Annotated in this window: 20 protein-coding genes; 11 read left to right on the top strand and 9 right to left on the bottom strand. The window is 43.5% G+C overall.

Going from position 1 to position 25,021, the window contains the following annotated elements; translation table 11 throughout:
- Nucleotides 1-260: 260 nt before the first annotated feature.
- Nucleotides 261-1,064 carry a creatininase family protein gene (locus tag AACU32_RS20865; RefSeq protein WP_096602884.1) on the top strand — a complete coding sequence of 268 codons (804 nt, stop codon included), beginning with the start codon at nt 261-263 and terminating at the stop codon, nt 1,062-1,064.
- 42 nt (nt 1,065-1,106) lie between these two features.
- Here the strand turns inward: AACU32_RS20865 and AACU32_RS20860 are convergent, their stop codons facing one another.
- The gene (locus tag AACU32_RS20860; RefSeq protein ID WP_096602882.1) at nt 1,107-1,457 is read right to left on the bottom strand and encodes an ArsR/SmtB family transcription factor; all 351 of its coding nucleotides are present in this window, start codon (nt 1,455-1,457) and stop codon (nt 1,107-1,109) included.
- An 80-nt stretch (nt 1,458-1,537) separates the two neighbouring features.
- Between AACU32_RS20860 and trxA the strand changes: the two genes are divergently transcribed.
- The 7 genes from trxA (at nt 1,538) to AACU32_RS20825 (ending at nt 8,825) form a co-directional block, all read left to right on the top strand.
- Nucleotides 1,538-1,864, top strand: coding sequence for a thioredoxin (gene trxA / locus AACU32_RS20855; RefSeq protein WP_096602880.1), 327 nt, complete (start codon nt 1,538-1,540; stop codon nt 1,862-1,864).
- A 193-nt stretch (nt 1,865-2,057) separates the two neighbouring features.
- A complete protein-coding gene (locus AACU32_RS20850; RefSeq protein ID WP_096602878.1) occupies nt 2,058-3,170 on the top strand; it encodes an alkene reductase in 1,113 nt (370 codons plus the stop codon).
- Nucleotides 3,171-3,275: 105 nt separating this feature from the next.
- Nucleotides 3,276-3,941 (top strand): nitroreductase family protein, encoded by a 666-nt coding sequence (locus tag AACU32_RS20845; protein WP_096602876.1) that lies wholly within the window; start codon nt 3,276-3,278, stop codon nt 3,939-3,941.
- A gap of 102 nt (nt 3,942-4,043) precedes the next feature.
- Complete coding sequence (locus AACU32_RS20840) at nt 4,044-5,342, top strand: MFS transporter (protein ID WP_096602874.1); 1,299 nt, start codon at nt 4,044-4,046, stop codon at nt 5,340-5,342.
- Nucleotides 5,343-5,365: 23 nt separating this feature from the next.
- Nucleotides 5,366-6,055, top strand: coding sequence for an SDR family NAD(P)-dependent oxidoreductase (locus AACU32_RS20835; RefSeq protein ID WP_096602872.1), 690 nt, complete (start codon nt 5,366-5,368; stop codon nt 6,053-6,055).
- A gap of 103 nt (nt 6,056-6,158) precedes the next feature.
- Complete coding sequence (locus tag AACU32_RS20830) at nt 6,159-6,857, top strand: glutathione binding-like protein (protein WP_096602870.1); 699 nt, start codon at nt 6,159-6,161, stop codon at nt 6,855-6,857.
- Nucleotides 6,858-8,162: 1,305 nt separating this feature from the next.
- Nucleotides 8,163-8,825, top strand: coding sequence for a glutathione binding-like protein (locus tag AACU32_RS20825; protein WP_096602868.1), 663 nt, complete (start codon nt 8,163-8,165; stop codon nt 8,823-8,825).
- A gap of 156 nt (nt 8,826-8,981) precedes the next feature.
- On the opposite strand, the gene AACU32_RS20820 is transcribed toward AACU32_RS20825, so the two are convergent.
- From AACU32_RS20820 to AACU32_RS20810, 3 genes are all read right to left on the bottom strand, one after another.
- Nucleotides 8,982-11,216: a glycoside hydrolase family 10 protein gene (locus AACU32_RS20820; RefSeq protein ID WP_096602866.1), complete on the bottom strand. Its 2,235-nt coding sequence runs from the start codon at nt 11,214-11,216 to the stop codon at nt 8,982-8,984.
- Between the two features lie 521 nt (nt 11,217-11,737).
- Nucleotides 11,738-12,103: a DUF5615 family PIN-like protein gene (locus AACU32_RS20815; protein WP_096602864.1), complete on the bottom strand. Its 366-nt coding sequence runs from the start codon at nt 12,101-12,103 to the stop codon at nt 11,738-11,740.
- Nucleotides 12,078-12,437, bottom strand: coding sequence for a DUF433 domain-containing protein (locus AACU32_RS20810; RefSeq protein ID WP_096602862.1), 360 nt, complete (start codon nt 12,435-12,437; stop codon nt 12,078-12,080). Before AACU32_RS20810 ends, AACU32_RS20815 begins: the two co-directional genes overlap by 26 nt.
- A 516-nt stretch (nt 12,438-12,953) precedes the next feature.
- Here AACU32_RS20810 and smc point away from each other — a divergent pair.
- Both smc and AACU32_RS20800 read left to right on the top strand, forming a co-directional pair.
- On the top strand, nt 12,954-16,634 hold the full coding sequence (gene smc / locus AACU32_RS20805) for a chromosome segregation protein SMC (RefSeq protein WP_096602860.1): 3,681 nt from the start codon (nt 12,954-12,956) through the stop codon (nt 16,632-16,634).
- Between the two features lie 59 nt (nt 16,635-16,693).
- Nucleotides 16,694-17,674: a PRC-barrel domain-containing protein gene (locus AACU32_RS20800; RefSeq protein ID WP_096602858.1), complete on the top strand. Its 981-nt coding sequence runs from the start codon at nt 16,694-16,696 to the stop codon at nt 17,672-17,674.
- Between the two features lie 771 nt (nt 17,675-18,445).
- Here AACU32_RS20800 and AACU32_RS20795 read toward each other — a convergent pair.
- The 5 genes from AACU32_RS20795 to AACU32_RS20775 all read right to left on the bottom strand — a co-directional run bounded on the left by AACU32_RS20795 (nt 18,446) and on the right by AACU32_RS20775 (nt 23,044).
- Nucleotides 18,446-19,072, bottom strand: coding sequence for a Uma2 family endonuclease (locus tag AACU32_RS20795; RefSeq protein ID WP_096602856.1), 627 nt, complete (start codon nt 19,070-19,072; stop codon nt 18,446-18,448).
- A gap of 78 nt (nt 19,073-19,150) precedes the next feature.
- The gene (locus AACU32_RS20790) at nt 19,151-19,720 is read right to left on the bottom strand and encodes a hypothetical protein (RefSeq protein ID WP_096608096.1); all 570 of its coding nucleotides are present in this window, start codon (nt 19,718-19,720) and stop codon (nt 19,151-19,153) included.
- Between the two features lie 174 nt (nt 19,721-19,894).
- Nucleotides 19,895-21,526, bottom strand: coding sequence for a tetratricopeptide repeat protein (locus AACU32_RS20785; RefSeq protein ID WP_096602854.1), 1,632 nt, complete (start codon nt 21,524-21,526; stop codon nt 19,895-19,897).
- A gap of 348 nt (nt 21,527-21,874) precedes the next feature.
- On the bottom strand, nt 21,875-22,081 hold the full coding sequence (locus AACU32_RS20780) for a hypothetical protein (RefSeq protein WP_096602852.1): 207 nt from the start codon (nt 22,079-22,081) through the stop codon (nt 21,875-21,877).
- 645 nt (nt 22,082-22,726) lie between these two features.
- The gene (locus AACU32_RS20775) at nt 22,727-23,044 is read right to left on the bottom strand and encodes a hypothetical protein (RefSeq protein ID WP_339378136.1); all 318 of its coding nucleotides are present in this window, start codon (nt 23,042-23,044) and stop codon (nt 22,727-22,729) included.
- A 372-nt stretch (nt 23,045-23,416) separates the two neighbouring features.
- Here AACU32_RS20775 and AACU32_RS20770 point away from each other — a divergent pair.
- On the top strand, nt 23,417-25,021 hold a 1,605-nt coding region (locus AACU32_RS20770; protein WP_445223186.1), incomplete at its 3' end, for an NACHT domain-containing protein.

Genomic DNA, 25,021 nt, shown 5'->3' with positions numbered 1-25,021 from the left:
TGTATATGAAACAAAAAACACCTGGGAGTGTTGCCGTGTTTCCACCCCGGGTGTTTTTCGTTTTAACTTGCTCCTCACACACAACTAAACAATATCACCCGTTCTCTTAATAGTCGGTATTCTAGATCACAGTTTTAGAAAATCTTTCAATTGTCATTAGGCATTGGGCAATAGTTATTCCTCCTCTGCGTCCTTGTCCCCTTTCCCCTTTTCCCCTGCCCCCCATCCCATTAAGATAACAATGGCGCGATATTAATCAAATGCATAGCTTCATACCCCCAGAACGCTTTTTTCCCTACCTCAGTTGGACTGACATCCAAGCGATGCCAAATAAGGAAAATGTGGTAATTATTCAACCAGTGGGCGCAATTGAACAACATGGCCCCCATCTACCCCTAATTGTTGATGCAGCTATTGGCGTTGGGGTGTTGGGAAAAGCTTTGGCAAAACTTGAAGCTAGTATTCCCGCTTATGCTTTACCCAGTATTAACTATGGTAAATCTAACGAACATTGGAACTTTCCCGGCACGATTACCTTGAGTACAGAAACTCTCACAGCAACAATTATGGAGGTGGGAGATAGTATTTACCGAGCTGGGTTTAGAAAATTAGTGTTGATGAACTCCCACGGCGGACAGCCGCAAGTTATGCAAATGGCAGCGCGGGATTTACATGTAAAATATGGTGATTTTTCGGTGTTTCCGTTGTTCACCTGGCGTGCGCCTAATATTACCAAGGAATTACTAACGCCCAAGGAAGCTAAGTTAGGTATGCACGCTGGTGATGCGGAAACTAGTTTGATGTTGGCACTTTTACCAGAGCAGGTAAAACTAGATAAAGTTGTGGCTGAGTATCCGCCAGAACAACCACAAAGTACATTGCTGAGTTGGGAAGGTCAATTACCTGTAGCTTGGGTAACAAAAGATATCAGTAAAACTGGTGTCATTGGGGATGCAACAACCGCTACCAAAGAAAAAGGCGATCGCATCCTCGAATCCCTCTGTGATGGCTGGGTGCAAGTTATTCGCGATATTTATCACTTTCAACCACCCCAAATTGGTTAATAGTCAGTTGTCAGTTGTCAGTTGTCCCCAATGCCCAATGCCCTAAACTTTTGAAGCTGTTTGCTTATCAGCCGAAACACAAATATTTAATGGTTGGGCTGATTGTAAGACTGCATCTAATAATCCAGGGAATAGGGCTTCTAAATCTTCTCGCCGCAATTGGTTGATGTGCTGTGTTCCTTCTTTATGAGTCAGTACTACGCCTGACTCCCGTAAAATCTTAAAATGATTGGACATGGTTGATTTGGCGATCGCAAAATCAAACCCCGCACAGCATTGCTCTCCCTTCGTTGCTAAAAGCCGCACAATTTCTAGCCTTACCGGATCGCCTAAGGCATATAGCACTCCCGCTAACGATATATCTTTTCGGTCTGGATGATACAAAAATCTCATAGTTGCACTATCTCATAAAATGGCATATATTTTACTTATTCGATATTATCGAATAATAGAATTAAATCAGGAGGACGATTATGTCATCCGTTACAAATGTCACAGAAGCTACATTTAAGCAAGAAGTCCTTGAAAGCCAAGTTCCAGTCCTAGTTGACTTTTGGGCACCTTGGTGTGGCCCTTGCAGAATGGTGGCTCCGGTTGTCGATGAGGTAGCTACCGAATACGACGGCCAGGTGAAAGTAGTGAAACTGAACACAGATCAAAATCCCACCGTCGCCAGCCATTATGGTATTCGGAGCATTCCCACGTTAATGGTATTTAAGGGAGGCCGACAAGTCGATACGGTCGTGGGTGCCGTGCCCAAAACCACTTTAGCTAAGACTTTAGCACAGCATATTTCTTAAAGTTAACTGCCTAGAGTCAGCTGATTGACAGACTCAAAATAGGGGAATCTTTGTTTTTTTTGAATAGTCAGTGGGCATTGGTCATTTGTCAATGGTCATTTCCCCTTTTCCCCTTTTTCCCCTTGTCCCCCTTGTCCCTCTGCGACTAGATGGTGGCATAATTCGGTCGATTACTTATTTGGAGATGTGACCAATGAATACTAATATCAACTTGTTCTCTCCTTACCAATTAGGTGATTTAGAACTACCCAATCGGATAGTTATGGCTCCCCTAACTAGGCAAAGAGCAGGTCAGGGAAATGTACCCAATTCGCTCAATGCTACATACTATGAGCAACGCGCTTCGGCTGGACTAATTATTGCAGAAGCAACTCAAGTTTCTCCTCAAGGACTGGGGTATCCGAATACACCAGGTATTCATTCACCAGAACAGGTGGCGGGTTGGAAGTTGGTAACCGATGCTGTGCATCAGCAGGGAGGAAAAATATTTCTGCAACTGTGGCACGTAGGCAGAATTTCTCACCCTGACTTGCTACCAGATGGGGCTTTACCTGTAGCACCTTCGGCAATTACACCGCAAGGTCAAGCATTCACATTCGAGGGATTCAAACCTTATGTTACTCCCCGCGCTTTGGAAACTTCCGAGATTCCAGATATTGTGGAACAATACCGTCAAGGGGCAGTCAATGCTCTAGCGGCTGGGTTTGATGGCATAGAAATTCACGGAGCTAATGGTTATTTAATTGACCAGTTTCTCCGGGATGGTACGAATCAACGGACAGATAAGTATGGCGGTAGTATTGAGAACCGTGTGCGATTTTTATTAGACATTGTAGAAGCAGTTACTAGCGTTTGGGATAGTAAACGGGTAGGAGTTAGGCTTTCGCCTAGCGGGACATTTAACGATATGCGTGACTCTAATCCTTTAGAAACCTTTGGTTACACTGCGCAAGTACTGAATCAATTTAATTTAGCTTATCTGCATATTATTGAGTCCACAGACGCAGATATCAGGCATGGTGGGACGGCAGTACCAACCGATTATTTACGGGAAAGGTATACAGGTACACTGATTGTTTGTGGTGGCTATACAAATGAAACGGGCAATGCTGTTTTAGCTAACAAAGAAGCCGATTTAGTCGCCTTTGGCACTCTATTTATCGCAAATCCAGATTTACCCCGACGCTTGGCTTTAAATGCACCGTTGAATCAGCCAAATCAAGAAAGCTTCTATGGTGGTGGTGAACAGGGATATACAGACTATCCGTTTTGGTCGGCTGCTGGGGAACAAGTAGTCAGTCTATAATTACTCTGGCGTGTTGGGTGGCAACCTTTTACACCAAAAAAGCATTTAGATTGATAATGAAAAGCGCTATTACAGCGTAGGAAGTTCAACAATCAGGAGAATCTCATGAGTGCGATCGCACAAACTCAAGTCTTAGATGTACCCAGTGCTATTCTTCAGCGTCGTTCCATTAAAACTTTCAAATCAGACCCTATACCAGAGGAAATACTCAAGCAACTAGTAGAGTTAACCGTAGCCGCACCTAGCAGTTTTAATATGCAAGGTTGGCAAATTATCCTGGTGCAAGATGAAGCGCAAAAAGCAGCATTGTCAGCAGCATCTTGGAATCAACAACAAATTGTCCAAGCACCTGTGACATTTGTATTTGCAGCCGATCCCTATGCGGGAGAAAAAGACTTAACACCGGTTTATGAGCAAGCACTGCAAACTGGGGCATGGAATGAAGGTACAGTCAACTACTTTAAAAATGCTATACCCCAATTTCAAGCTGGTTTAGCAGACAAGCGGCGCGAATATGGGATCAAAGATGCAATCATTGCGGCTACTCATTTAGTACTTGCAGCCGAAAGTTTAGGTTTATCCACCTGCTTTATGAATGGTTGGATTGAAGAGCAAGTGAAGGCTGTGATTGGTGCAGCAGACGATCCAGATTTAGCGATCGCAGTTTTAGTACCTGTTGGTTATCCCGCAGAACCCCGCCTCAATCCCGGTCGCTTGCCTTTGTCTGCTAACGTTTCTGTAGATAGAATTGGTAACCCTTATCAGGGGTAATTTTTTGTTGTCTCAGCTATCAGAATTGTAGAAATTAGGCCACAGATAAATACAGATGAATATCTGTGTTTATCTCTTCCCTATCCCAAATCCCTTGGAACCATGTCCTTAGCCTCGTTTTTAGCACGTCGTTCGCTTCATTATGGCTGGCTCGTAGCGGGTTTAACATTTTTAGCTCTATTAGTAGCCGCCGGGATTCGTTCTGCACCAGGAGTTCTCATCGTGCCTTTGGAGCAGGAGTTTGGCTGGAGTAGAGCTACTATATCCTTAGCAATCTCCATCAACTTAGTACTGTATGGATTGATCGGCCCTTTTGCCGCCACTGTCATGGAGCGCATCGGTATTCGCCGGACAATGGTATTCGCATTGGCTTTCATCGCTATTGGCGTTGGCTTGACCACTTTCATGTCAGCTTCCTGGCAGTTAGTATTGCTGTGGGGAATCATTGTCGGTAGTGGTAGCGGAGTTATCGCCTTAGTATTAGGTGCGGTTGTTGTCAATCGCTGGTTTGTAGAGCGGCGGGGTTTGGTTCTGGGGATGCTTACCGCCAGTACAGCTACCGGGCAATTAGTATTTCTGCCCATGTTGGCGTCGATAGTGGAGAGATTTGGATGGCGAACAGCTACTTTAGCCCTGGCTGGCGTTGCAGTTTTAGTGATTCCGGCGATCGCCTTATTCATGCGCGATCGGCCAGTGGAAGTTGGCTTGCGAGCTTTTGGAGATAATAGCGAAACTGTGGAATTAATACCGCCAAAGGCAAATTCCATCACTTCCACACTCAGCAAACTCTGGCAGGGCTGCAAATCTCGTGACTTTTGGTTGTTATTTAGTAGTTTTTTTATCTGTGGTGCGAGTACTAACGGACTTATCGGCACTCATCTAATTCCCGCCTGCATTGATCATGGCATCCCTGAAGTTAAGGCTGCGGGACTGTTAGCGATTATGGGCATCTTTGATTTTTTTGGGACAACTCTCTCCGGTTGGCTGTCTGATAGGTGGAACAATCGCTACTTACTCTGCTGGTACTACGGATTGCGGGGTTTATCCCTAATTTTCCTACCCTTCAGTTTTCACTTCTCATTCTACGGACTCTCAATCTTTGCCGTCTTTTACGGACTCGACTGGATTGCTACTGTACCGCCGACAGTTCGCCTTGTAGCCAACGTCTTCGGCAAAGAGAATGTCGGCGTTATGTTCGGCTGGATTGTCGCCGGACATCAACTCGGTGCAGCTACAGCCGCCTTCGGAGCCGGAGCGCTGAGAACTTGGCAAGGTACTTATGTTCAAGCATTTATTTTGTCAGGTGTTTTGTGCTTAATAGCAGCAGTCTTAGTACTGCGAATTGGTCAAAATCCTACTAAGAGTAATTCACTTTTATCTTCAGCCACAATTAATCCCTAGTCAGCAAAAGGACAATTGCACCTATGCCAAAAACAGCTTTGATAGTTGGAGCAGGTAATGGATTAAGTGCTTCTATCGCTCGCTTATTTGCCAAGGAAGGACTGAAAATAGCCTTAGCATCTCGTAGCATTGAGAAACTGACTCAGCTTAGTAGTGAAATCGGTGCGGTTAGCTTCGCTGCTGATGCGGCAAAACCAGAGGAGGTAAACCAGTTATTTATCGATGTCGAAAATAAACTTGGTAACCCGACAGTTGTTGTTTACAATCCCAGTTTTCGAGTCCGGGGGCCGCTAATTGAACTAGACCCCAGCGAAGTTGCCAAAACCCTAGAAATCACTGCCTATGGTGGCTTTTTGGTTGCCCAGGCTGCCGCTAAAAGGATGTTACAGCAGGGAGGTGGGGCGATATTTTTTACCGGAGCCTCAGCTAGTGTTAAGGGTTATCCGCAATCTGCACCGTTTGCAATGGGTAAATTTGCCCTCAGGGGTTTGGCTCAAAGCATTGCGAGGGAATTAGCACCTAAGAATATTCATGTAGCGCATTTTGTAATTGATGGTGCTATTCGTTCCGCCCAACGCCAAGATCCAGCCGATAACCCTGATAGTACTCTCGATCCGGATGCGATCGCTCAAACTTATCTCAGCATTTTAAATCAACCCCGCAGCGCTTGGACTTGGGAAGTAGAATTGCGCCCTTGGGTTGAGCGTTTTTAAAAGATGAGGGGACTGTTGACGGTTGACGGTTGACGGTTGACTGTTCGCCTTTTTTACAACTGACAACTGACTATTGACTATTGACAAATCAGGAGAAATCACCATGATTGACCTTTATTATTGGACAACTCCCAACGGTCATAAAATTACAATTTTCTTGGAAGAAGTTGGACTTCCTTACAATATTATTCCGGTAAATATTGGTGCTGGCGACCAATTTAAGCCAGAGTTTCTCAATATTTCACCTAACAATCGTATCCCGGCAATTGTTGACAATGAACCTGCAAATGGCGGTGCGCCGATTTCTGTTTTTGAATCGGGTGCAATTCTGCTGTATTTAGCAGAAAAAACTGGGAAGTTAATTCCCCAAGATTTGCCCAAACGTGTTGAAGTTTTACAATGGTTATTTTGGCAAATGGGAGGTTTAGGGCCAATGGCGGGACAGAACCACCACTTTAGCCAATACGCACCAGAAAAAATTGACTATGCTATCAACCGCTACGTCAAAGAAACAGGACGCTTGTATGCAGTGTTAGACAAAAGATTGGCAGATAGAGAATTTGTAGCTGGCGATTATTCCATTGCTGATATTGCTGCTTATCCCTGGATTGTGCCTTATGAACGCCAAAGCCAAAACTTAGAAGATTTTCCGAATTTAAAGCGTTGGTTTGAGGCAATTAAGGCACGTCCGGCAACAATTCGCGCTTACGAAAAGGCAGAAGAGTTTAAAAATCAGGCATTAGATATTGAAAAGTCACGGGATTTATTATTTAATCAATCTGCGCAGACTATTCAACGTTAGGTAAATCCAAATTGCCGCTTGACTAGTTTCAGCGGCAGCCTTTCTCTATTAATAAAGCAAACAGGATAAATCCTGTTGAGTCGCGTTTCATCCCCTCATGTAAAGGCAGGGGTTCTCACGCTCCCATTATGTTTTGATAGTCTGAGTGGTTTTTGAATGCAGCGTCCTGGGAGGAAAACGGTGTATCGTTTATATCTACGACTCTGAACTACCCCTAGTTTCGCTGTAAATTAAGATGCCTAATAGTGCGATTGCACCGCTGGACATCGTTCATACTTAACACCTATGGCTGCAATGTCAAACAATCCCCGTGTTATCAATACAATCACACGAAGATGTACAAGCGACATCAATCATTAACTGACTGTAATCACCACTCCTAATACCATTTCACTAAAACGCTGATACATATAGATTTCGCGTCGGGGGCACGGCATTGCCCATACGTGTCAACTTAAGCCGAAAGCTATATCGGGCAAGCGTTGTACAAATTCCCACGCCCTCATCCCCTAACCCCTTCTCCCCACCGGAGTTGGGGAATTGGATTTCTAGCTCCCCTCTCCCCAGGGGAGAGGGGCTGGGGGTGAGGGCGAAACCTTTTCACCAAGCGGGTTTCAGGTTAAGTTGACACCAATGGGCATTGTTCCCTACCAATGTATTTGTATCATAATTAAAGTTAAACGGTATAAACTCTCACTTGCTAACCTGTTAACTGCGGATACAGCATAGGTTCCTGTCCCCACAGGGGCAAAGTTTGTACCTTATCATGGCGGCTAGCTCTTAAACCCTTCGCTTCAGTCAAAAGTCAAAAGTAAATATTTATTAATTTTGACTTTTGACGAAAGCGAAGCGATCGCCTGAGTGAAAATACGGTAAAATACTAAAATAGTTAATATATACGCAAATATCAGCAAAATTTTGCGGTAATGTTAAGGTTTCATGTACTTACAAGTGCTGGTGTTTAATATATGACCAAGAGTCGATATCTACAGTACAACCATGCAACTAGTAGAAAAGCGCATCATAAGTGGGTGTGTGACTCCTAGAATAATCAAAATTGCCAGAAAAATATCCGACACCGATTTTCCCAGTTCACCATAGAGTTTGGGGTGCGATCGCTAAATCATCGCATTCATCAACAACATTGGCTAGTGGTTTATGTCATTAATTATTTACAGATACCTAGTCAGCAGTGTCCTGGAAATAAGGACTGAAGCGCTGACTAAGAAATTATTGTGGTGGACTACTAGCAGCAAAAGAAGTCTAAGTTCTCAAAACAATCACAAAAATTCGGGAGAATAACCCATGATTGACCTTTATTATTGGCCAACACCAAACGGTAATAAAATCACAATTTTCTTGGAAGAAGTTAGACTTCTTTACAATATTATTCCAGTAAATATTATGGCTGGTGAGCAATTCAATCCGGATTTTCTCAAGGTTTCTCCTAACAATCGTATTCCGGCAATTGTTGACCATGAACCTGTAAATGGAGGTGAGCCAATTGCTATTTTTGAATCTGGTGCTATTCTGCTGTATTTAGCAGAAAAAACTGGGAAGTTAATTCCTCAAGATGCGCGCCTAGAGGTTTTACAATGGCTATTCTGGCAAATGGCAGGTTTAGGGCCAATGGCTGGTCAGAACCACCACTTTAGCGAATACGCACCAGAAAAAATTGACTATGCTATCAACCGCTACGTCAAAGAAACAGGACGCTTGTATGGAGTGTTAGATAAAAGATTGGCAGATAGAGAATTTGTAGCTGGCGATTATTCCATTGCTGATATTGCTGCTTATCCCTGGATTGTGCCTTATAAACGTCAAAGTCAAAACTTAGAAGATTTTCCGAATTTAAAGCGTTGGTTTGAGACAATTAAGGCACGTCCGGCAACAATTCGTGCTTACGAAAAGGCAGAAGCATTCAAAAATTCAAACCCGTATAATGACAAGGTTATGCTTTCACCCTAGAAGGGTGGGGGTGAGGGAATTCCCCTTCTCCTGAGGGAGAAGGGGTTAGGGGATGAGGGCAAAACTTTGTCACACAGAGAGTTTCACGTTAAGTTGACACGTATGAACTGCCGTTGTGCCCCTACATTTGCGATTTGTAAATACAACTGTCAACCATCAACTAACAGTAATCACCACTCCTAAACTCTCACTCCCTAATCTATTAACTGCGGAAACTGCATAGATACCTGGCCCCACAGTGGCAAAGTTTGTCCCAGCCGATAAAAGTCGCTGAATTTCCCAATTATCCCCAACTTGTCGATAAAGCGCCCAAGAACGAACTGGTTGATTATCACCAGGTTGCCAATTGAGTTTACCGTTAACATATTGCAAGGCGGTGGGGGGTGCTGGTGGTGTGGTATCATGCCAAGGCAAAATTGGCGGTAAGGCAGGCTTTTTATAAAGCAGACTTTGGAATTTATCCGCAATGCCTTGACTGTTTTCCATTAAAACGCCCACATTAAAGAAGATGTTCCCTAATGAAAACTGTCCAGTTTGGCTACGGCTAATTATTACCTGCTTTTCAATCTCTTCACTCTCCCGACTCTTGTTACTTGGTTCTGTTAAATTGTTACCAGCGTAAACGTGTTTTTGCTTAGTGTTTACCTGTGTCCACCATTTGAGTAAGGCAGGATAACTTTGTTGTGTTTGGTCGGTACGCCAGTAGAGTTGAGGGGCGATGTAATCAATCCAACCTTGTTCTAGCCATTTTTTCGAGTCGGCATAGAGGACATCATAGGCATCTAAGCCGGTAATTCCTGGCGGTTGTCCGGGTCTGTAAATACCGAAGGGACTGATGCCAAATTTAACATGGGTCTTGGCGGCTTTAATTCCCTCAGCCAGACGCAGTACCATCAGATTGACGTTTTCTCTGCGCCAGTCAGCCAAGCTGAGTCCGCCACCGGCTTCTTTATACGTTGCGTAGGTTTTACTATCGGGGAAACTTTGACCTGTGATGGGGTAGGGATAAAAATAATCATCTAAGTGAACGCCATCGATGTCATAACGGCGGACAACATCGAGAATTACGTTATAAGCCCTATCTTGAACAATTTCTAATCCTGGGTCCATCCACAACTGATTACCCCATTTATAAACAACTTGGGGATTAGTTACAGCTATGTGGGGAATGACATTCGACCCTTGCTGAATCGAAGTCTTAGCGCGATAGGGATTGAACCAAGCATGAAGTTCTATATTACGTTTGTGGCATTCTGCGATCGCATACTCTAAGGGGTCATAAAATGGATCTGGTGCTTTCCCCTGGGTTCCTGTCAACCAAGCACTCCACGGTTCTAAAGATGAAGCATACAACGCATCCCCTTCTGGTCGCACCTGCAAAATCAGCGCATTAAAATTGAGCTGCTGTAATTTGGTGATAATCGCCAGTAATTCTGATTTTTGTTGCGCTACAGGTAGTCCAGCTTTAGAAGGCCAATCACTATTCCATACTGACGCTACCCAAGCGCCGCGAAACTCTCGTTGATGATTTACCCTGATTGTATTTGATGGTACTGGGGTAGGTGTCGGGGTTGGCGTTGGCGTAGGTATGGGAATGGGTATTGGCGTTGGCGTGGGTGTCGGGGTTGGCGTTGGCGTAGGTATGGGAATGGGTATTGGCGTTGGCGTGGGTGTTGGTATTGGCGTTGGCGTGGGTGTGGGAATGGGTATTGGCGTTGGCGTGGGTGTGGGCGTTGGCGTGGTGCTTGGTGTTGGTGTGGGCGTTGGTGTGGGCGTGGGCGTGGGTGGAATTACTAAGTAAGCTGAGGTAATTTTGTCTACTCGCCCCAGATAGACTAAAGCTTGATAAACTATTACTGCCACATCTGCACGAGTGGCGGCGATATTGGGGTTGAGAAATTTGATATTTGGATAGCTAGCTACTAACCCGGTACTCGTAGCAATGGCTACTTGATTTTTGGCATAGGCGGCGATCGCAGTTGCATCTTGATATAATTGCGGCAGTTTATTTACCAAGTCAGGTTTGATTTTAGTAGCAATATCCAAGCCGTTGACTATGGCAACAAAAACATCGCCCCGGGAAATTCTATTATTAGGAAGGAAAGTGCGATTGGGATAGCCACTAATAAATCCTGTTTCATAAGATTTTTGTATAGCACTAAAAGCCCAATGGTTAGTAGGGACATCAGTAAAAGCGACATATTGCCGTTTTGGCGGTACTGTAAAGACTGCGCCAATGATGGCAGCAAATTCCGCACGAGTTACTGAGTTATCTGGGCGAAAAGTTCCGTTTGGATACCCATTTAAAACGCGACACCCTGATAAAGCTTCAATAAATAAGCGTGCCCAATGGTTTTTAATATCCGAGAACGGTGTAGAAGTAGATACCATTGTCGATTGCAGCTAGCTAGCTTTGATTTTATTCTATTTTGTTAATTTAGCAACATAAAGGCGATCGCGGCTGATTTATCAGCTTATAGCTAGAAGTGAGGGAGAGTCTGGGGGGTGTGGGGTGCTTCTGGAAGCAGGGGGAGAAAAATTTTCATTGATGACGACTAAGTAAGTCGGTAATTGCATCTAACTATGTGTTTTGCGATGTAAAAATCTCTTAATTCATTTCGTAGTAAGGACTTCAGTCCTTATTTGAGGACTTTAGTCCTCACTACAAACCTTTAAAATCATCATGTGGTTACCACAGCGTACCTTGTGGTGACCACAGCGTACCTTGTGGTGACCACATCGTACCTTGTAGTGACCACATCGTACCTTGTGGTGACCACATCGTACCTTGTAGTGACCACAGCGTACCTTGTAGTGACCACAGCGTACCTTGTGGTTACCACAGTAAGTCATCCCCGTATCTGAGGTAAAATATCCAGAAGCGATCGCGGATTGCGGATTTAGCTTTGATTTTACTGAAGCAATGGTAAATGCACTATTTGGTTTTGATATTCATCATCAAAAGAGGCTTCAGCAATGATAATTAATTCATCAATATTTTGACCAATAGTTAATTTATCATTCAAAATAAAAATACCTGGTACATTCTGCCCAAGGGCGATATGTTCAGCCAAATGTACAGGCATGGATTTACGATTATTTGTAACTAAAATAAAGTTGTGTTTCTCACACCAGCATAATATTTCTGGATCTAGTGTGCTTTTAGGAGGAGTAGCAGGTTCTCCCACCGCCCAAACAACCAAATCACGTTTTTGTCGTCTGAGTTGAACTTGAAACAGAGGAGCAACATTTTCATCCAGCAGATATTTGAGAGTCATTGTCCTTTGCTTTTTTCATGGCTTCTCTTTCAGCTTTGAATTTTATCAGCTTGGCAACAACTGGTGGAGGATTACGTCTTTGTTCTTCCTGCATTTTATGACTCCACTCTAACCAATCAGCTATATAATTGCTGACAGCTTCTTTGTTATGCAGGTAATAAAGAATAGTGGCGTAAACTTGTTCTAATGTTAATGAAGTATAAATGTTGGCAATCTCTTCTGGCGTTCGGGCACGATAGATGTATTCATAAAGAATAGTTTCAATTCCTACTCTTGTACCTTTGAGTCGAATGTCATCAGGACGCTGAAAATCAAAGTAATCTTCTAGTTGCATAATTTACCTGATTATTTAACAGCTAAGATAATTTTACAAAAATTAAAACTGTGTCTATAATATCAGTTGAAAATTATTTTATAAAGTTTCATTGCTGCATATCCCGCATTTCTCACAAGCGGTGGGGGCGGGTTCACAGATATTATCAATTTTTTACACAGATCTAGGTTAACCCGCCCCTACTACCTCTAAGCAAAGGAAAAGCTTTGATTTGTGAATATTTATTTTGCAAACATGATATAAGTAAGGCTGCTGTCTAAACTATAGTACAAATGTTCAGCAGGAGCATTACAGGAAAATGCTTGAGGATTTTACTCACTCACGGAAATAGAAATGCCCAAAGACAGAGTAAAAGTATACCGATTAATTAGTAGTGTTAATTAAATCTCCTGAGTTTCATGTGGGTTGTTTGCGCCGGGAGTGGTTCAATAAATCCTAAATTCTCTCGCTGAAATAGTAGACAATCTATATTTACTTGCTACACTTTTACTTCATTAGCCCAGCAGCATAGCGCCTATGGTTCATGTAAAGCGCGTCGAACTTACCAACTTCAAGTCCTTCGGTGGTACTACCCAAGTTCCTTTACTGGGGGGGTTTACTGTCATATCTGGGCCTAATGGTTCTGGTAAATCTAATATTCTCGATGCGCTGCTGTTTTGTCTAGGGCTTGCCAGTTCTAAGGGAATGCGCGCTGATCGCTTACCGGATTTGGTTAATAATACTCAAACGGCTAAAAGTCGGGCGACTGTGGAAGCTAGCGTGACGGTGACGTTTGATATCACTGATGCAGTTTCTCTCAACGATACCAAGCCGCAAAGCTATGAAAACCTAGAGGAAGTAGAAGTAGTAGAAGTTGAGGAGGTGGAAGAAGTTGAAGACGTTGAGGAAGTTGAGGAAGACAAGTCAAACTCAAAATTTCCCAATCCAGAAACTTCAGCAGAGTGGAGTGTTACCAGAAAGCTGCGTGTCACACACCAAGGAACTTATACATCGAATTATTATATCAATGGTGCATCTTGTACCCTGACAGAGTTACATGAAGCCTTAGAGACACTGCGGATTTATCCTGAAGGCTATAACGTGGTACTGCAAGGGGATGTTACCAGTATTATCTCCATGAACGCCAGAGAACGGCGAGAAATTATTGATGAATTGGCGGGAGTAGCGGCGTTTGATCGAAAAATTCACCAAGCGAAGGCGACTTTAGATGAGGTAAAGGAGAAGGAAGACAGTTGTCGGATTATTGAAACTGAATTAACTGTACAACGCGATCGCCTGGCTCAAGACCGCGCCAAAGCGGAAAAATATCAAAAACTCCGCACGGAATATCTTTCTAAACAATCCTGGGAAGCAGTTTTATCTTGGCGTTCCCTCCAAGCACAGCAAGAAAAATTAGCTAACCAAATTCAAAATGGCGATCGCAAATCTCAAGAACTTTCTACTGAATTGACCACGCTGAATACTACAATTGAGCAAACCACTGTTGAATTAGATCAACTCAATGCCCATGTAAAAGCTTTGGGGGAAGAGGAACTATTAGCTGTACAATCTACCCTCGCCACCCAAGAAGCAGAACACAAACAACTCCAGCGTCAGCGCAGCGAATTAGAAACCGCAATTCAAGAAACGACGAAACGCCAAACCCAAAGTCAGGAAGAAATTCAACAACATCAACGTTCCCTAGAACAAATTGCTCAAACTCAGGTTGTAGAAAAGCAATCAATCGTTTACTGTCAGCAGCAACGAGATGAGACGCAACAAGCTTTAGAAACTTCTCGCCAAGCAGCGGCGGAAATTGCTTCGGCTTCGGAAGCTTGGGTACAGCAACAAACGGCGTTAAACCGACAAATTGAAACGCTGTTGCAAACTCTCGAACCCCAACGCACCGAACAAGCGCAGCTAAGAGAACGGAACGATCAGCTACAGCAGCAAATTCAAGAACAAACCCAGCTTGTTGCTAGTTTAGAACCAGAATTAGCCACAAAACAAGCTGATTGTAGTCGCCTAGAAACAGAATTTAACGCCGCTAGCGAACCCATCCAAAATTTAGCGCAAAATCTCGCAGCCACAGAACAAGAACTGCAACTTCAACAAGATACCCAGAAGCGCTTACTGCAAGAACAGCGGGAAAAACAACGCCAGTTAGATAAACTAGAAGCACAGGCGCAAGCACAGCAAGAAATTCAAGGAACCCAAGCCAGTAAAGTTATTTTGCAATCGGGAATGCCGGGACTTTGTGGTTTAGTGGTACAGTTAGGCAGAGTCGAACCCCGGTTTCAACTAGCTTTGGAAACTGCCGCCGGTGGGCGTTTAGGACATATAGTGGTGGAAGATGACGGAATCGCCGCTGCGGGAATTGAACTGTTGAAACAGAAACGCGCCGGTAGAGCCACCTTTTTACCCTTAAATAAAATTAACCCTCCCAGATTTACCCAAGATGCTACCCTACGTTTAGCCAGTGGTTTTGTGAACTACGCGGTGAACTTAGTTGAGTGCGATCGCCGTTATCAAGATGTCTTTAGTTATGTTTTTGGTAACACCGTCGTCTTTTCCACCCTAGAACAGGCGCGGAAAAACCTCGGCTTATACCGTATCGTCACCCTAGACGGGGAATTGTTGGAAACTAGCGGGGCGATGACTGGCGGTAGTAACAACCAGCGTTCATCCTTGCGCTTTGGAAACAGCGAAACAGCAGAACCGGAAGAAGTCGCCGCTTTACGCCGACGCTTAGGGGAAATTGAGAGAGTTTTAGAACGGTGTGGTGAAGCTATTAATACTCTCGCAGCCAAAACCAAAACCTTGACGCAGCAAGTTACAGAAGCCCGTCAAGCAAGGCGAGAACAACAGCTGCAATTAGAACAGTTGCAAAAAGAAATTAAAACCTTGACGACGCAGTTAGAAAATACGCGATCGCAATTAGGGCAAAATAGTGAAAAGTTCGCCACTTCTCAATCCCGGTTGGAGATTTTGGATCGGGAATTACCAGGTCAAGAAAATCAGTTGCAACAATTGCGACATACTTTAGCCGAGTTAGAAGCCTCCCAAACCCCTAGTGAATGGCAACAAATCCAAGCCACCATTAAAACCCAAGAGCAACAATTACAACAAAGAGAAACTTCTTTACGGGAAGCGGAACAAAGATTAAGAAATCTGGAAAATCAACAGCAACGCTTACAAGAAAAAATCCAAGAAGCTGAGGAAAGAATTACCCAGTACCATCAGGAGCAAGAGACACAGCAAAATCAATTAACGACAATCAATAGCCAACATTCAGCACTCAGCGCCCAAATCACGGAAATAAAGGCGAGATTGAGCCAGATGGAACTGAATTTAGGCGAAGAGAAACAAAAACGCGATCGCACCGAACAAGAACTGCGATCGCATTTACTGCGTCAACAACAACTAGAATGGGAACTGCAAAAACTCCAAGAAACCCTGGTAGCAAAGCGAGAAGAATTAGTTAACGTCAGAGAACAACTGCAAACCTTAGCCCCAGAATTACCCGATCCACTGCCAGAAGTACCCGATCAAGTAGACTTAGAAGAATTGCAGAAAGAATTGCGATCGCTTGCCAAACGTTTACAGGCAATGGAACCAGTAAATATGCTGGCCTTAGAAGAATACGAACGCACCCAAAACCGCCTGCAAGAACTGACACAAAAGCTCGAAACCTTAGAAGCAGAACGTACAGAACTACTTTTGCGGATTGAAAACTTTACTACATTGCGTCAGCGTGCCTTTAAAGAAGCCTTCGACGCAGTGAACGAAAACTTCCAATCAATTTTCGCCACCCTTTCCGAAGGCGACGGCTACCTGCAACTAGATGATCCTGAAGATCCCTTTAGCAGCGGCTTAAACTTAGTCGCCCACCCCAAAGGAAAACCAGTCCAAAGATTAGCCTCCATGTCTGGGGGTGAAAAATCCCTCACAGCCCTAAGCTTTATCTTTTCCCTCCAGCGTTATCGCCCCTCTCCCTTCTACGCCTTTGACGAAGTCGATATGTTTTTGGACGGGGCAAATGTAGAACGATTAGCTAAAATGATTAAACAACAGGCAAAACAAGCACAATTTATAGTTGTGAGTTTGCGCCGACCGATGATAGAATCAGCCGAACGCACAATAGGCGTTACTCAAGCACGGGGAGCTTACACCCAAGTTTTGGGAATTAAATTGCAAACCGACCATACATCTGCTTGAGTTTTTGTTAATAATAGTGTATAGATTAACCGGATTCGAGATCAGGACTCGGTATTAGAATGACCTCTGAACAGATAATTAGGCGTTCCGACATATTAAATACCCAGGTGATTACCCGCGACAACGGTAAGCGAGTAGGTATCGTTAGTCAAGTTTGGGTGGATATTGACCAACGAGAGGTTGTGGCTCTTGGCTTGAGAGACAGCCTGATCTCTATTTCTGGTATACCACGCAATATGTATCTGAGCAGTATCAGCCAGATTGGGGATGTCATCCTGGTAGATAACGAGGACGTAATCGAAGATATTGAAGTTGAAACCTTAAGCAACCTGATTAACTGGGAAGTAATTACAGAAACCGGTGAAGTACTAGGAAGAGTGCGGGGCTTTAAATTCAATGGTGAAAATGGCAAACTCCACTCCATAGTCATCGCTTCTTTGGGATTACCACAAATTCCTGAGCAAGTGCTAAGTACTTACGAACTTTCAATCGAGGAAATCGTCAGCACAGGCCCCAGTCGATTGATTGTTTTTGAAGGCGCTGAAGAAAGAACCAATCAATTGACAGTTGGAGTCCTAGAACGTCTCGGTATTGGTAAACCACCTTGGGAAAGAGATGCTGATGAAGAATACTACGCCGCACCTCGTACCGTCGCCCCAGGAAATCAACTCCCAAGTGGTGTACCATTACAGCCACCCAAGCCCAAAGTCCGCGCCCCCGAACCCGTAGCGCGGGAAGAATGGGATGAAGACTATGTAGAAGAAGAAAGACCCCAGCGCCAAGTCATGCAAGCGCGTCAGTACGAATCAATTCAATACGAAGAAGACGAAGAAGAAGACAACTGGAGTGAGGCGACAGACAAAGACAGGTATCAACAGCCTGTTAAATTTGAAGCGCAACCCTACAAAAAGCCATACGTCGATGAATACGACAATTACGATGACGTAGAAGGCGATGCTTGGGAAGATGAACCACAGCCTGTGAATATTCCTAAGAAAGTCAAAGAGAAACAGCCAGAATACGAAGAAGAAGGATATTAAAATAATTCGTAATTTGTAATGACGCTCGGTCCTCGCTACCGCTTCGCTAACGTAATTCGTAATTAAGTTTAAAGTTAAACCCCTCCTCGCACACGAAGAGGGGTTTAATTTATTGTAGTCAGGACTTCAGTCCTGAATTATGCATGGGAATAAAGTGCGTAGCGACTGTCTTGAATGATAAGGCGATTTTTGAAAAATAATCTACCAGCCGGGTGTTGGCTTCGACTTCGCTCAGCCAACGACTTCGCTTAGGGACTTCCAAATAAAAAAATATTCCAATCATTAACTTACCAAACCCGCAACTCGTAGGGGCGGGGTAACCCCCATTGGTGTCAACTTAACGTGAAACCCTTGCCTGGATATGATTTGATACAAAATCACGTACCACCAAGATCCGCGCTACCCCACCCCAGTTTTGCTGACGCAAAACGTCCCCTCCCCGTAAACGGGGAGGGGATTGAGGGGTGGGGTAAAATGCCTGTGGAATAAGCGTTTTGACTTAAGTTGACACCAATGGGTAACCCCGCCCCTACAATTTGGCATAATTTATTTTTTGGAGTTCCCTTAGCCTTCGACTTCGCTCAGCCAACACCGCACCCTGAGCGAAGTCGAAGGGTGCGGTGTCTAAGGGTGCGCAGTGTAAGGGCACAATCACAATTGGGACAATTTTTTCTGAAAATCTCCTAAAGTAAGGGTGTGTTTAACCAACATATCTGTTTTCTCGATACATATCTCACAGAACCCGCCCCTACAGACTATTGAATTGCGGTACTAGCTTGGTAAACCGCCAATTTGAAAAATTTGTTCAGCAGACAAATTTAATTCGGGGAAAACTTGTGAGATGATCCGTTCTCCTTGTAAAAACTGCTGAACTTGGTATTCCCCCTCAACTAACGAATAAACTGAGATAGTCGGTTGTTTGGGGTTACCGATAAACCGCCTACCACCTAACGCTGCATAATCGACAATCCAGTATTCGGGGATACCTACCGCCTCATAGTCAGCCGCTTTTTTTAAATAATCATCTCTCCAGTTTGTACTCACCACCTCAATTACCAAGGGAATTGATTCAGCTTGGCTAACAGTTGATTCTTTTTTCCATCGCGGTTCATTCACTAAATTAGGCTGATTTAATAGCAACACATCAGGTGAATAAGCAGAATCACCTTCTAATGGTTTGATGAATGCTGTTTTGGGAAGAAAGTAAGGTAGTTTCAAACGTTTATATTCTGCAACGATTTCTCCAACTAAAAAACCGATAATTTCTTCATGATCGCCTGTAGGTGGGGACATTGCAACAATTACTCCATCATGCAGTTCATAGCGTTGTTGGGAGTTTTCTGGATACCAAGCGATAAATTCATCAAATGTTACTAGCTTCCGTAAGGCTTGAATCATAATTTTTTGCCTTCTATATCGCCTTCCTATCTCCTTAAAATCTACACCAACAAGCCACTGCACAACTGCATCGATACTCTAGGGATTAATTGCAGAATTAGCCATTTTGATCAACGAAGCGCGATCGCCTGCTTTTATTCCCACAGTATATTGCACTCCCCGTTCCCGCCAAGTCAAGGTAGAATCTGAGCAATTAGCACCACAAGTAGCATCAACAAAATAGCCTCTGATTCCTTTGGCTAACGTAACAGGTTTCCCAGTTAGGCGAGGTGTTTTACGTGTTACAGCTTCCGCCGTGACAATACCTAAACGGCAAGCAGTTCCCCCAGTACAATCGGGACTAAAACCTAGTAATATTTCGTATTTTTTTAGAGTAGCGTTTTCTACAATTGCGTAAACTTTGTTTTCTCCATCCGACTCAGGAACAAACTTTGGTAATAAAATCCGAATTCGGCTTTTTTGCTTTAATTTAGCAAGAATCGGTCTAAAAACTAGATTGGGTTCAGTAGTACTTGTTTGAACTTGGCTTTGGGCAATTTTTTGACCTTGATTGTTTACAGATGCTATAGCTGCATCCGGTAAACTGTTAGTGCTGGCTAGCAAAAGTGCGGTACAAGCAGCAGTGAAATATTTGAAACCTAAAATCATCATCAACCACCTATTTAAAGATAAATACTTAACTTTTAATTCAATTTTAGTAGCAAATAATGCTGAGTGTCTATAAAAAAAGCGATCGCTCAAAAACAGGGTAAAAGTTTTGTAGTCAGCACTTCGGTGCTGAAAATACAACACTCAAGTCCTGACTACGAATTTCTTCAGCTACTAAAAATTTAAAATATCTAAAGATTGTTCAATTTCTAAATCTAAAATTTTTTCCCTTGTATCGTTGTGTTCGGCTATCTTTCCTTCTTGCCAATAAATGTGTGCGGCTTTTTGAAAATCTTCTAGTGCGCCTTGCTTATCTCCTAGCCCAAAACGAGCATGACCACGGTTATAATAGGCATCTACATAATTAGAATTCATCTTAATTACTTGAGTAAAATCCTTCATGGCACTGTGATAATCGCCTAAGTCAAAATGAGCATTACCACGGCTATAATAAGCATCGGCATAGCGAGGATTAATCTTAATTGCTTGCGTATAATCGGCAATTGTCCCCTCATAATCTCCTAAATCAGCACGGGCTTTAGCACGATTATAATAAGCAACAGCATCATGGGGATTAATCTTGATTGCTTGGGTAAATTGTTGTTGTTCTATAAGCAGATAACGAGAAATACTGCTATTTTTGTCAGTAATGGCATAATGGGGATTAATTTTGATAGCCTGAGTATAATCTTCAATTGCACCTTGATGATCGCCAATATGGGAACGAGCATCAGCACGGTTTCTATAAGTCAGGGCAACATGAGGATTAATTCTGATAGCTTGAGTATAATCATCAATGGCTGAATGATAATCTCCTAGCTGATAACGAGCTAAACCACGCTGATGATAAGCTTTAGGGTGATTTAGATTAATTTGGATAACCTGAGTATAATCTGCGATCGCACTTTCGTAATCCCCCAGGTGATAGCGCACCATACCCCGTTTGTAATACACTTCCGCATTATCAGGATCAAGTTGCAAGGCTTGGTTGTAGTTGGTAATCGCTGTATCCGACTCGCCTTGCTCAAAAGATTTATCACCTAAGTTGACATACAATAAATTTAAATTAGGCTCTTGTTCTAAAAAAACATCTGCTTTTTTCGGAGATGCTAAAAGCTTAGTTATTTGATGATTATTTTGATGACTTGGTGTAACTCGCTGATGATTGTAATTATCAATTGCCGATGGTTTCTCAATCGGTTTCTCAGCTTGTAACTGTTCTAAATAACTCCACAAACCACCACCATAAAGTAATTGATTAATCCCAAAAGAAATTTTCCCCCTTTTGAGTTTAATCATTTGCGTCGGTAGAAAGCCAGCCAAGAAAAGATGATATTCCGGTTGGGCTTCATGCACCTCTTCTTGGATTAAAATACAGACAACAACTGCATTTTTTTCCACTTCTTCCGAACTCACAGACCATCTCACCTTATCAATACTGCCGTGGCGAGATTTCACCTCAACCCCAATCGCTGGGTCAGAAGTCAGAGTAAAATCAATTTTACCATCACCACCGAAGCGTTTTTCATAATCTACTTCGGTAATAAAATCAGCTAACCGTTCCTTAACAACCTCCTCACCGAGTTTGCCCTTTAAATTATTAATAAAAACATCACGCACAGGCGAAGTACGTTTATATTTTTCTGCCATCTGCCAGCAAAAGTCCCGTAGTGCTTTTAACCTTTCGCCAGAGATTATAGTTAATTCACTATATTGCCCTTCTGTTTCACAATGAAGCAGACAACCAGACGTTAACCTCTTAATAAAATCAGACTGTAGCGATCGCAGTAAGGTAATCCAATCCATTTATATTTCTGCGAGTCTTTTGATGAGATTATATCAGGTGGCATTTGTCATTTGTCATTTGTCATTGGTCATTTGTCAATGGTCAATGGTCAATGGTCAATGGTCAATAGTCAATGGTCAATGGTCAATAGTCAATAGTCATTTGTCCCCCTTCCCTCATCCCCCTCATACCCCTCATCCCCCCTAACCCCTACTCACAATTGATCCCCCCTTGCTAGCCTGATAAAAGGTAAGCCAGGGAGGATCACTGAGAGATGATTAAATTAACTGGAAGTGCGATCGCGTGTACAACATCTCTCAAGGAGTACACTCAACTGCTAACTCTCGGTTATCTTGACTATCAACTAATCAAAATACCTCATCTTCAATACCGCGCCACCATTCGCCCAAATTCATCAAGTCTTGGAAAATATCTTGTAATTCCTCAGCATAGTCATCTTCAGGAATCAAGGCTTGACGTTCTTGGAGTTTCTTGAGGCGAAGTTGCACTAATAACCAAGGTTTAGCGATACCATCCGTAGCTTCCATGTATCGAGCCAGTTGTCTACTATCCATATTTTTATATCTGTAATTGCCATTACCTTTTACGATACAAGACCTAGCCGGAAGTGGCCATATTTTATCGATAAAGAAGTAAGCGATCGCACTTTTATTTTCAATGCCCAATGCTATCAGCCCATTTGCATTGAGACTACCCTATTTCCAAATCTTCGGAGCGATGTCTGACGTAGCGTGTCCGTAAAGCCTGCGGCATAGCTACGCTTAGGGCGCAGCCTCCCGCAGGGAAGGACAAACGTCTCGCTCGCTGGTGTTCAAAAGCGAGCAAGATGCTCGCACTACGGAATATAGCGGTTTTCGGTTGAGTCTAATACACTCTTGAGGGCACGGCAGTGCCGTGCCCCTACCCGCCACGATATAATTTTGTATTGCATCCAACTGAGAATCGCTATATGGCAATACGGTTCAGTTAACGTTTTAATCTTCTGAAGATCCCCCCAACCCCCCTTAAAAAGGGGGGCTAATAACCCTCTTTTACCCCCTTTTTAAGGGGGTCGCCGCAGGCGGGGGGATCTTAACTGAACCGTATTGCGCTATATGGGTAATTTATTTTTTGTAAGTCCCTAGATGAGCCAAAATATTTACAGTCATTGCGATCGCTTCACTCGCAATGACATTGTGTAATTAATTCTGGTTGAGTATTTAATACTGGTTCACGGAGCTAAAAGCCTCATTAATGGAGTTCAAAGCCTCATTAATGGAGCTAAAAGCCTCATTCACGGAGTTCAAAGCCTCATTCACGGAGTTCAAAGCCTCATTAATGGAGTTCAAAGCCTCATTCACGAAGCTAAAAGCTTCATTCACGAAGCTAAAAGCCTCATTAATGGAGTTCAAAGCCTCATTAACGGAGTTCAAAGCCTCATTAACGGAGTTCAAAGCCTCATTAACGGAGTTCAAAGCCTCATTAATGAAGTTCAAAGCCTCATTAATGGAGTTCAAAGCCTCATTAGAGACATTCAATTACAAAAATACCGCAATTATAGGGGCAAGGATGCGATCGCAAATCTGCTTCACCAAAAATCTTTCTCCGCCATCCCCCCACTCACCAAATATAGCCGTTCTCACTTGCATACAATCCAAAATTATATCGTCCCCTGTAGGGGCATCGGCACTGCCGTGCCCTTAAGATTGTGTGGACTCAACCGATAACCGCTATAACTAATATTTTATTATCCCCTTCACGAAATTTTACGCTACCTCAAGCAAAACGCCGTCACGCACCCTCAACAACATAATCTGCGACGCTAAACTTATAATAAGCTGCGTTTTCCTTACCAATCAGCAATCACCACCGCTTACTCTCTACCCAACCACCCCATATTGTCCCGCCCTATGGTTGACTGGACTGGCTATTTAGAATCGCTCTGCAATGATGATAAATACGTACAATGGTTGAATGCTTACACGCTGACAGATGTAATTGGACACCAGCGAGTTGAACAAAAGCGATCGCCCTTTCTGCTAGATTTTATAGTGGAGACTCTCAAGCCAGCCAAGGGAGAACCCAACGCAGCACAGGAGAAAACCGAGCGATTGGATGTGCTGGAAGGCTTGCGGAAGTATGCTAAAGAACACGTATTACTAGTAGGGCGTCCTGGTTCCGGGAAATCCACAGCCTTAGCGCGGTTATTGCTCGAAGAGTCCCAAGCCTGCCGAGAAATGAATTTCCCGGCTAATAGCGAAAGTCGTCTCAAGACAACTGAATCTCCTGCTATCAGTCCGTTTCAACGGACTTCACCTATGAGCCAGGGAATTAATTCCCTGGCGGACTCACCCATCCCTGTGCTGGTAGAGTTACGCTATTACCAGACTTCCATACTGGATTTAATTCGAGACTTTTGCAAACGCCATCGCCTACTGCTGGATACTACAACCATAGAACAACTGCTATTTGCTGGCGACTTACTGCTGTTAGTCGATGGTATCAACGAATTGCCCTCAGAAGCAGCGCGACAAGACTTGTATAAATTCCGGCAAGACTACCAAAAAACCACGCCGATGATATTCACCACGCGGGATTTAGGCGTGGGGGGCGATTTGGGCATTACCAAGAAGCTGGAAATGCAACCCCTGACAGCAGAACAAATGCAGCAGTTTGTCCGCGCCTATCTCCCAGAACAGGGAGAGCAGATGTTGCAGAAGTTAGGCGACAGGTTGCGGGAGTTTGGAGAAACGCCACTGCTGCTGATGATGCTTTGTTCATTATTTAACGCCACAGGTGACATACCGCCGAACTTGGGTTTAGTGTTTCGCCAGTTTACCCAAAGCTATGAGCGTCAATTCCGCCAAGATATCCCAGTTACAGATGAGTCTCGGCGGTGGTGGTTTCCGTTATTAAAACATCTGGCTTTCCACATGAGCAAAGGGGATAAGCTGATAGACTTAAATGTTGCCATACCCAGGTCAGAAGCAGAAGAAGTTTTAACGCAGTTTTTGCAAGCTGAGAAATTTGATCGACCCCGTGACAGAGCATTAGAATGGTTGCAAGATTTACTCAACCATCATTTAATTCAACTTGGTGCAAATAACCAAATTGAATTTCGCCACCAACTAATTCAGGAATATTACACCGCCGAATGCTTGCTCAAGCAGTTACCAAACCTTAGCGATGACTGTCTCAAGCTAGAGTATTTGAATTATTTGAAATGGACAGAACCCCTAGTATTGATGCTGGAATTGCTGGATAATGAAGTGCAGGCTTTGCGAGTGGTGAAGTTAGCCTTAGAGGTAGATTGGCAATTAGGGGCAAGGTTAGCATGTGCAGTAAAGTCAGAATTACAGCAGCAGACAGTTAATTTAGTTGCTGAGTTAGAAATTCCTCTGTTATTTAAAATCCGGCTTTTAGGTTTAACAAAATCGGACAAAGCTATTCTTTATCTAAATCAATTCCTCGAAGATGAAGACTCCGATGTGCGTAGAATTGCGGCATCTGCCCTA

It is taken from the genome of Calothrix sp. NIES-2100, assembly GCF_963875285.1.
In the GTDB taxonomy this organism is placed as follows: domain Bacteria; phylum Cyanobacteriota; class Cyanobacteriia; order Cyanobacteriales; family Nostocaceae; genus Aulosira.
This window is presented reverse-complemented; position numbering and strand designations above follow the sequence as displayed.